Origin of the sequence: Anaeromyxobacter sp. SG64, assembly GCF_022690745.1 — a bacterium.
GTDB classification, from domain to species: Bacteria; Myxococcota; Myxococcia; order Myxococcales; family Anaeromyxobacteraceae; genus Anaeromyxobacter; species Anaeromyxobacter soli.
Genome location: NZ_JALCZB010000098.1, coordinates 8,486 through 16,607, shown reverse-complemented (window position 1 = coordinate 16,607; position 8,122 = coordinate 8,486). Strand labels below are relative to the sequence as shown.

The 8,122-nt window shown below is 72.0% G+C and carries 7 protein-coding genes and 1 pseudogene; 4 read left to right on the top strand and 4 right to left on the bottom strand.

Going from position 1 to position 8,122, the window contains the following annotated elements:
* A pseudogene (locus MNZ29_RS25155) lies at nucleotides 1–227 on the top strand (hypothetical protein); the annotation flags it as partial.
* A gap of 537 nt (nucleotides 228–764) precedes the next feature.
* Here the strand turns inward: MNZ29_RS25155 and MNZ29_RS20355 are convergent.
* Nucleotides 765–1,613 carry a class II glutamine amidotransferase gene (locus tag MNZ29_RS20355; RefSeq protein ID WP_242340071.1) on the bottom strand — a complete coding sequence of 283 codons (849 nt, stop codon included), beginning with the start codon at nucleotides 1,611–1,613 and terminating at the stop codon, nucleotides 765–767.
* A gap of 195 nt (nucleotides 1,614–1,808) precedes the next feature.
* Here MNZ29_RS20355 and MNZ29_RS20350 point away from each other — a divergent pair, with 195 nt between their 5' ends.
* From MNZ29_RS20350 to MNZ29_RS20340, 3 genes are read left to right on the top strand one after another with little or no spacing between them, the layout of a single operon-like run.
* The gene (locus MNZ29_RS20350) at nucleotides 1,809–3,416 is read left to right on the top strand and encodes an Hsp70 family protein (RefSeq protein WP_242340072.1); all 1,608 of its coding nucleotides are present in this window, start codon (nucleotides 1,809–1,811) and stop codon (nucleotides 3,414–3,416) included.
* Nucleotides 3,417–3,434: 18 nt separating this feature from the next.
* Entirely contained in the window at nucleotides 3,435–4,001 is a 567-nt protein-coding gene (locus MNZ29_RS20345; RefSeq protein ID WP_242356511.1) for a DnaJ domain-containing protein, read from the top strand.
* Complete coding sequence (locus MNZ29_RS20340; protein WP_242356509.1) at nucleotides 3,998–4,537, top strand: CvpA family protein; 540 nt, start codon at nucleotides 3,998–4,000, stop codon at nucleotides 4,535–4,537. Before MNZ29_RS20345 ends, MNZ29_RS20340 begins: the two co-directional genes overlap by 4 nt.
* Before the next feature lie 6 nt (nucleotides 4,538–4,543).
* On the opposite strand, the gene clpX is transcribed toward MNZ29_RS20340, so the two are convergent.
* The 3 genes from clpX to speY all read right to left on the bottom strand — a co-directional run bounded on the left by clpX (nucleotide 4,544) and on the right by speY (nucleotide 7,928).
* Nucleotides 4,544–5,620 carry an ATP-dependent Clp protease ATP-binding subunit ClpX gene (clpX, locus tag MNZ29_RS20335; protein WP_242356507.1) on the bottom strand — a complete coding sequence of 359 codons (1,077 nt, stop codon included), beginning with the start codon at nucleotides 5,618–5,620 and terminating at the stop codon, nucleotides 4,544–4,546.
* Between the two features lie 94 nt (nucleotides 5,621–5,714).
* On the bottom strand, nucleotides 5,715–6,746 hold the full coding sequence (locus MNZ29_RS20330; RefSeq protein WP_242356505.1) for an agmatinase family protein: 1,032 nt from the start codon (nucleotides 6,744–6,746) through the stop codon (nucleotides 5,715–5,717).
* Nucleotides 6,747–6,755: 9 nt separating this feature from the next.
* The gene (gene speY, locus MNZ29_RS20325) at nucleotides 6,756–7,928 is read right to left on the bottom strand and encodes a deoxyhypusine synthase (RefSeq protein WP_242340077.1); all 1,173 of its coding nucleotides are present in this window, start codon (nucleotides 7,926–7,928) and stop codon (nucleotides 6,756–6,758) included.
* Nucleotides 7,929–8,122: the final 194 nt, after the last annotated feature.

Here is an 8,122-nt window from a genome sequence, read left to right as displayed (position 1 = left end):
CCGCCTTCGCTCACGTGCTCTACGTGCTGCTCGGCCTGGCGGCAGAGGCGGCGGACCTTCAGAGGCGGTATCAGGCGAACACGATTAGGAGACGACGGGTCCTCTCGTTGGCGATGCTGGGCAGACTCGTGCTCGCGGACCACGCGCCGGACCTCCTCGAAGGCGCCCTGGCGGAAGAACCATGGGACTCACTCCGAGAGCGTATCGCTGCCGCTCAGGTGTGCTGATTTGAGGGGATCCGTCAGGCCGAGCCCACAATCTGCTTCACGCGGAGAGCACCTTCGGGCGCGAGCACATGGATCGCTTCCGCCGCGATGCGAGCGACAGGCCGACACCGCTCTCGCGCGCTGACGTGGCGCCTCTGCGTCCCGTCATGCAGCTGGGGATGTGGGGGCAGTGACCCAGCGGCGCCCCGGAGTTGGCCGAAGCTCCAGCGGACCGAGGACCGGTTCGCATGGCCGCGCGGCTAGAGCGTCGACTCGCCGCTCGCGTCCTTCCGGGCTTCCGAACCCCTGCGCCCCCGCCGGTGGCGCTCACCGCCCTGCCGCCCGCAGTGCTCCGCCCGGAGCGTTCCCGGCGCGCGCGGGTGCCGACCCGTCGATGCCCAGCCGGAGCGCGCGGTGCGCCGCTAGTCCGACCAGAGCCGCTCCCCCGGTCAGCAGCCGAAGATGTGACGAATCCTCAGGGCGCAGCCCCCGTTCGAACATCCCTGAACGACAGCGTGATTCGCGTCACCGAAGGTGGCGCGAATCTCGAACTGTCGTTCAGGGACCGTTGAGGCTCGACACCGACACCTGCAGGGAGCGGCTCACCGCGACGACGCTCCCCTCCGGGACCTCGATGAAGCCGTTGGGGGCGAGGAGCCGCGTGGCGAACGCCACCGCCTTCACCCGCCGGTGCGGCCGCACGCGCGGGTCGCTCTCGGGCGTGTCGAGGCCGATCTCGTCGAGGGGGCACGGGACGATGCCCTCGTAGAGCGCGTAGAAGAGCGGTCCTCCCCGGCGCGTCGCGACCATGATCCGCCCGTTCGTCGCCACGAACACGAGCCGGCTCGCCTTCTGCTCCCCCGCCTCGCGCGCCCACGCCTCGAGCTGCCGCACCGTCCGCGCGAGCGCGCGGCCCGCGGTGGCCGCGTCGAGGTCGAGGTCGTCGAGGCGGCCGTCGTCCTTGAGGTGCTTCGCGAACAGCATGAACGCGTGCTCGGAGGAGCTCTCCCCCGCGATCTGCCGGCGGAGGTGGTCGGGGATCGCCGAGAGGAGCCTGGGGCGGATACCCTCCCACCCCGCGACGGTCCCCGCGTGCGCGAAGAGCCAGCGGCGGTAGCGGAACGGCTGGGTGTTCTCGTCCTTGGAGGCGAGGCCGGACGAGAGGCGTGCGTGGACGAGCAGCGCCTCCGAGTCGACCTTCCCCACGAGCTCGGGGAGGGAGAGCGGAGCGGTCGCCCCCGACGGACGCTTCCCGAGCAGCACGTTCCCGGCCGTGTAGTAGCCGAAGCCGTAGGCCAGCGGGAGAGTGTCCCCCTCGCCCTGCAGCGACACGTGCGACCTGAGCCGCTCCAGCTGGCACCGGAGCAAGCTGTCATCGGTCTGAAGGACCGCGACGAGCGCGCCCATGTATCCGTTCTCCTCGGGTCGACGAACCCTGCGGCGAGAGATCGCCTCGCCACTCGAAACAGTAATAACCGGGGGCGCGCCTCGGGGCCGGCGTCGGTCGCCGAACGCCCACACGAGGGGGGGGTCGCTCGTTTGACAGCCTGTCGAAGCCGCCGCTAGGATGCGCTAACCCGGCGAAACCGCTGGACAACATCCATGAGCGACGACATCGCGGTCGGAATCGATCTCGGAACCAGCTACAGCGCCGTCGCCGCCGTCACCCAGGCCGGCGCGTCCCCGCAGGTACTCCCGAACGAGTGGGGGGATCGCACGCACGCCTCGGTCGTGTCCTTCCTCGAGGACGGCTCCGTCCTCGTCGGGAACGACGCGAAGAAGAACATCATCACGAACGCCGAGAGCACCGTGTACTCGGCGAAGCGGCTCATCGGGCGCTTCTTCTTCTCCGACGAGGTGAAGAAGGCGCAGGCGGTGATGCCGTACCGGATCGTGGAGGGGCCGAACAACGCGGTCCGCCTGCAGGTGCGCGACCGCGACCTCGCCGTGCCGGAGGTCTCGGCGCTCGTCCTGAAGGAGATGAAGGCGATCGCCGAGACCGCCCTCGGGCGCGACGTGAAGAAGGCCGTCATCACCTGCCCGGCGTACTTCAACGACAACCAGCGCCAGGCGACGAAGGACGCGGGCCGCATCGCCGGCCTCGAGGTGCTGCGCATCATCAACGAGCCGACCGCGGCCGCGCTCGCCTACGGCTTCGGCCGGGACATCTCCCAGAAGATCTGCGTCTACGACCTCGGCGGCGGCACGTTCGACGTGTCGATCCTCGAGATCGGCAAGGACGTCTTCGAGGTGCTCTCGACCGCGGGCGACACGTACCTCGGCGGCGACGACTTCGACGACCGGATCATGACGTGGCTCGCGGACGACTTCCTCGCGCGGCACGGTCTCGACCTCCGGCAGAACAAGTTCTGCCTGCAGATGCTGAAGGAGGCGGGCGAGCGCGCGAAGATCGAGGTGGGGCGGGACGGGGTGGCGAGCATCCACGTCCCCGGGATCTGCCAGTCGCCGGAGGGCGAGGTGCTCGACCTGCGCGGCAAGCTGACCACCGACCAGTTCAACCGGATGGTGATGGATCTCGTCCAGCGCACCTTCAAGGTCTGCGACGAGGCGCTCCAGTCGGCGCGGCTCACCGCGGGTGACGTCGACGCGGTCATCCTGGTCGGCGGCCCGACGCGGCTGCCGATCGTCCGCAACAGCGTCCGGCACTACTTCCAGAAGGAGCCGATGTCCGGGATCGACCCCGACGAGGCGGTCGCGCTCGGGGCCGCGCTGCAGGCGCACGCGCTCCTGAACCGGAACGCCGCCGAGCACGGCCAGGCGAGCTACCTGCTCGACGTGACCCCGCTGTCGCTCCGCGTCGGCACCGTGGGCGGCTTCACCGAGAAGATCATCGACAAGAACACCCCCATCCCCATCGAGAAGTCGAAGACCTTCACGACGAGCCGCGACGGCCAGGACCGCGTGAAGATCCGCGTCTACCAGGGGGAGTCGAACCGCGCGGAGGGCTGCGAGCTCCTCGGAGAGTTCGAGTTCAAGGGCTTCCGGGTGGCGCAGCGCGGCGCGGTGCAGATCCAGGTGACGTTCGAGATCGACTCGAACGGCATCGTGAACGTCTCCGCCGCGGACCTCGAGACGGGCCAGCGCACCTCCACCACGATCAGCCTCTCGTCGGGGCTCTCGGAGCAGGACCTCCGCGCGGCGATCGACCACAACGCCGAGCTCGAGCTCGCCCACGGTCCGCGCGCCTAGGCCGACGGAGGCAAGACGATGGACGCCCAGTTCCTCATCGAGGTGGAGACGCTGGCCGGCGCGCTGGATCAGCTCGACTACTTCGCGATCCTGAAGCTCCCGCAGGGCGCCACGCCCGCGGAGATCAAGGCCGCCTACTACCGCGAGTCGCGCGCGTACCACCCGGACCGCTTCGCCGCGTTCCCCAACGCCGCCCTGCGCGACCTCGTCGGCCGGATCTACCGGCGCATCAACGAGGCGTACACGGTGCTCCGCGACGACCGGAAGCGCGCGCGCTACCAGGCCGACGTCTCCGGGCCCGACCGCGCCGCGAAGCTGCGCTTCACCGAGGTCGAGGAGGCCGCGGTGAAGGACGAGCAGAAGCGGAAGCTCGAGGAGCAGCTCGGGCAGACGCCGAACGGCCGGAAGTTCTACGCGGCGGCGCTCGTCGAGATCGAGGCCGCTCGCCTCGAGGGCGCGGAGCGCGCGCTGAAGAGCGCGCTCATGTACGAGCCCGAGAACTCCCGCTTCAAGGAACAGCTCGCCACGGTGCAGCGCGAGCTCGACAGGGGGCGCGCGAAGGGCGACGCCTTCAAGATCAAGTGACCGGCACGACGATCGATCTCGCGGCGCTCGCGGCGGTGGCGCTCGCCGCCGTGCTGGGCGCGTCGTCGGGGGCCCTCCGGCAGCTGGTCCAGCTCGCGGCGGTGGCCGCCGGAGGCCTCGCCGCGCACCACCTGGCCGTGCCCGTGGCGGCCGGCCTCGGCCGGTTCGCCTCCGCCCCCGTGGCGCGCGTCGTCGCGCCCACCTTCCTGTTCCTCGGCGTCTCCGCGCTGGTCTCGCTCGTCGGCGGCGCGCTGCTGCGCGGCACCGCGGCCGCGCGCGCCGTGCGCGGCCCGGCCGACCGCGGGCTGGGCGCGCTCCTCGGCGGCGTGAAGGGCGCGCTCGGCGCCTGGGTGCTGCTCTCGATCCTCGCCCTCGCGGGCCGCCTCGCGCCCGAGGGGCTCTCGCGGGCGCTGCGCTCGAGCCAGCTCGTGGATCTCGCGGGGCGGTACGACCTCGTCGAGCGCGTCGCGCCGGACGGCGCGAGGACGCTCGAGCGGTTCCGGACGCGCGGGGAGGGCGAGCCCGAGCGGCGCTGAGGTCCCTCAGTGGAGCGTCGCCGCGTCGATCCTGTCCACGCGACGCCGGACCCAGGCCGCGTCGACCGTCGCGCGCGTGCCGCGCCGCTCCGGCGCCTCGAACAGCAGATCGGCGACGACCTCCTCGACGACGCCGCGCAGGCCGCGCGCGCCGAGCCCGCGGTCCGTCGCGAACCGCACGATCTCCCTCAGCGCCCCGTCGGTGAACGTCAGCTCGACGCCGTCGGCCGAGAGCAGCTCCTTCACCTCGCGCACGATCGCGTCGGGCGGACCGGTGAGGACGGCGAGGAGCTCCTCCTGCGAGAGCTCGTCCAGCTGGACGACGATCGGCAGCCGCCCGAGGAACTCGGCGAGCATCCCGTACTCGAGGAGGTCCTTCTGGCGGATCGCCCGCGCCGCGCGCCGGCGGCCGTCGCGCGCGCCGAAGCCGAGGCCGCGCCCCTCGGCCGCGTAGGCGAAGACGTCCGTGAACGTCCCGGCGCAGACGAAGAGCACGTCGGTCGTGTCGACCGGGATCGCCTCCTGGCGAGACCAGTGCGGAGCGGCGTCGAGGGGGACGGTGACCTCGCGCCCCTCGAGGAGCTTCAGGAGGGCCTGCTGCACGCCCTCGCCCCCGATGTCGCGCGAGCCGACGCCGCTGCGGTGCCCCTGCGTCCGCCGGGCGATCTTGTCCACCTCGTCGATGAAGACGATCCCGCGCTGCGCCTCCTCGACGGCGTGCCCCGCCTTCGCGAGCAGCTCCGTGATGATCAGCTCGACGTCCTTGCCGTAGTACCCGGCCTCGGTGAACTCCGTGGCGTCGGCCACGTGGAAGGGGACGTCGAGGATTTGCGCGAGGTTCCGCGCGAGGTGCGTCTTCCCGCAGCCGGTCGGGCCGATGAGCAGCACGTTCGACTTGCGGATGGGCACCTGCCGGCGCGTGCGCCGGAGGGCGGTGCGCTTCAGGTGGTTGTACGCGGCGATCGCGAGCGCGCGCTTGGCGCGCTCCTGGCCGACGACGAACCGGGAGAGCCGCTCGACGATGTCGCGCGGCGTGGGGATGGCTGGGCGCTCGTCCAGGCGGAGCGGCTGGGGCGGCTTCACACCGGAACGGTCGGCCCGGGGGCCGCCGCGCGCAACCCCGAGCGGCGCGGGAGGCGCGACGGCGCTCCGCGTCAGCGCCTCGCCCGTCCGAGGATCAGGCCGCCTGCGAGCGGAGCATCCAGCCGACGAGCTTGTAGAGCAGGCGCGCGCCGACGTTGCCGTCCCACTCGCCGCCCTCCGGATCGGGGGCGACCTCCACGAGGTCGAAGCCGACGATGCGCCGGCCGCTCCGCACGATGCCGCCGACGAGCGCCGTCGCCTCCTGGAACGAGAGCCCGCCCGGCACGGGCGTGCCCGTATGCGGGCAGAGCGTCGGATCGAGGCCGTCCACGTCGAAGGACACGTAGACGTCGCGCGGGAGCGGCTCCAGGATGCGCCGGACGGTGGCCGTCCACGGCTCGCCGTCGAAGCGGGCCTGCGCGAGCTGCGCGTCGTGGTGCTGCACGATGCGCCCGCCCGACCGGCCGGCGTACGCGTGCTCCTCCTCCGACAGGTCGCGCAGCCCCACCTGCACGATCCGCCCGATGTCCGGGCAGCGCTCCGCCGCGTTGTAGAGCACCGAGGCGTGGCTGTAAGTGAAGCCTTCGAAGGCGACCCGCAGGTCGGCGTGGGCGTCGACGTGCAGGACGCCGAGCCCGGGGTGGCGGCGCGCGTGGGCGGCGATGCAGCCGAGCGCCGTGGAGTGGTCGCCGCCGACGAGGCCGACGCGCTTGCCCCGCGCGAGCAGGCCCTCGACGCGCTCCTCCACCCACCGGTTCACCTGCTCGCACGCCCGATCCACCGCCTGGGCGGCGCGGGCGAGGTCGTCCCGGCCCTGCACGACGCCCCCGGCTGCGATCACCGGCGCCGCGGCGGCGCGCGCCTCCTCGTCGAGCCGGGCGATGGCCGCGGGCACCTCGAGCATGTGGATCCCGGCCTCGTAGGGGCGGCCGGTCTCCACGTCGAACAGGTCGACCTGCCGGCTCGCCGACAGGATCGCCTCGGGGCCGCGGTTCGTGCCGCCGCCGTAGGAGGTGGTGGCCTCGAACGGCACGGGCACGAGGACGACGCCGGCGTCCTCCTCCGAGTGCGGGAGGCCGAAGACGCCGGAGCCCGGCTGGGCGGCGGCGGAGGGGTCGAAGGACATGGAGGACGTCTAACGGCGCGGCAGCGCGCGGCCAGGGCCGACGGACTTCGCCTTGCCCGAGTCGCGCATCTCCGGCAGCGCGTCCGAGCCCGGGTGCTTCTTGACGTGGGCCTTGCGGAGCGTCTCGTACATGTCCGGGAGGCGCTTGAAGAGCCGCTTGGGCTTGCGCTTCTTGCGCGTCGCGAGCGCGTACGCGAACACGAGCGGCGCTGCGATCGTCGTGTCCGAGTAGACCACGACGTGGTTCTTCATCATGTTCGCCTGCACCTTGCCCCAGCTGATCGCCTCGGAGGGCGTCGCGCCCGAGAGGCCGCCCCACTGCGGCGAGTCCGTCGAGATCTGCAGGACGTACTCGTGGCCGCCGCGGTTGAGGTCGAGGATCTGCCAGAGGGTCGGCTGGGTCTGCAGGTAGAAGTTCTTGGGCGAGCCGCCGCCGAGGATGACGACGCCGTTCACCTTGGCGTCGTAGACGATGGCCGTCGACTGGAGGACGTCGAGGTCGGGGTCGATCGTGGTCTCGCCGCCGCGGAGCTTCATGGCGGCGACGTTCATGCCGATCGAGGAGTCGCCCGGCGAGGAGGTGAAGACCGGGACGTCGTACCGGGCGGCGGTCGCGACCCAGCTCTTCTCCGGCAGCGGCGCCTGCTGGTTCACGAGCTGGCCGAGGTAGTGGTGGAGCTGCGGCGTGGAGATGCGGGCGCGCAGCGCCTTGGGCGCCTTCTCGAGCGCCTCGCGCACGAAGGCGTCGGTGTCGAGGAGCGAGTCCTCGGTGATGAACACGTCGTAGATGCGCTCGATGCCCGCCTGGTACAGCTCCTTGTCGTCCACGTGGAAGTGGCCCTGGACGACCGGCAGCTTCAGCGCGAAGTGGAGGTCGTGGTACAGGTTCGCGCCCGTGGAGATGACGAGGTCCACGAAGCCCGCCTCGATCATCGCCTGGATCGCGCCGCCCACCCCCGCGGGCGCCATGGCGCCGGTGACGGTGAGCGCGATCGTCGCGCCCGAGTCGATCATCCGGCCGAACAGGTCGCAGCCCTCCGCGAGCCGGCCGCCGTTGAAGGCGCCCGCGCGGCGATAGACGTCGACGAGATCCTCGACCGACATCCCCGGCCTGAGGCGCATCGGCTCGACGGGCGGACGGGAGAGGTACTTCTTCCGGAGAACCTTGGAGTTCTGGGCCATGGCGGGCGCGGAAGTTATCGGCCGCCGCGGGGAGCGTCAAGGAACAGCGGTCTGGAGGCGGGCGCGGCCATGTCGCCAGCAGGGAGGAGTACCCCGTCGCGACGGCTCACGGGACCCGCCGAGCAGGGGTGGGGCCCCGGGGGGGGGGGCGCCCGGGGGGGGGCGCCCTACCCCCCCGGTCATTCCGCGCGCCC

Bases quoted from the DNA above. Each gene is read 5' to 3' on its own strand.
- MNZ29_RS20355 (WP_242340071.1), bottom strand. From the start codon at position 1,613: ATGGGCGCGCTCGTCGCGGTCCTTCAGACCGATGACAGCTTGCTCCGG.
- MNZ29_RS20350 (WP_242340072.1), top strand. From the start codon at position 1,809: ATGAGCGACGACATCGCGGTCGGAATCGATCTCGGAACCAGCTACAGC.
- MNZ29_RS20345 (WP_242356511.1), top strand. From the start codon at position 3,435: ATGGACGCCCAGTTCCTCATCGAGGTGGAGACGCTGGCCGGCGCGCTG.
- MNZ29_RS20330 (WP_242356505.1), bottom strand. From the start codon at position 6,746: ATGTCCTTCGACCCCTCCGCCGCCGCCCAGCCGGGCTCCGGCGTCTTC.
- speY (WP_242340077.1), bottom strand. From the start codon at position 7,928: ATGGCCCAGAACTCCAAGGTTCTCCGGAAGAAGTACCTCTCCCGTCCG.